The 432-nt window shown below is 49.5% G+C and carries 1 protein-coding gene; it reads right to left on the bottom strand.

What is annotated here, in order from left to right:
* Window positions 1–432: hypothetical protein (locus tag KH400_RS29730; protein WP_217228056.1), on the bottom strand; the 432-nt coding region annotated here is incomplete at both ends.

Genomic DNA, 432 nt, shown 5'->3' on the forward strand with positions numbered 1-432 from the left:
TCTCCTTTTTTCTTTCCTCCCTTCTTCTCCCTCCCTCCTTTTCTTTTTCTTCCTTCTCCTCTTCTCCTTTCTTTCTTCTCCCCTTTCCCCCCCTCCTCCCTCCCCCCTTTTCCCTCTTTTCCTTCTCCTTTCTTCCCCTCCCCTCCCTTCTTTCTCTTTCTCCCTCTCTTTTCTCTTCCTTCCCCTCCTCTCCCTTTCCCCTTCCCTCTTTTTTTTTTTCCTCTTCCTTCTTTTTCCCCTTTCCCTCCTCTTCCTTTCTCTCTTTCTTCCCCTTTTCCTTTCTCCCCCTTTTTTCCTTTTTTCCTTTCCCTTCCCCCCCTCCCTTTTTCCCCTCTTTCCTCCCCCCTTTTTTCTCTTCTTTTTTCCCTTTTTCCTCTTCTCCCCCCTTCCTCTCCTTCCTTTCCTCCTCCCTCCTCTCCTCCCCTCCTTCCT

This window comes from Desertibacillus haloalkaliphilus, assembly GCF_019039105.1.
GTDB lineage: Bacteria > Bacillota > Bacilli > Bacillales > KJ1-10-99 > Desertibacillus > Desertibacillus haloalkaliphilus.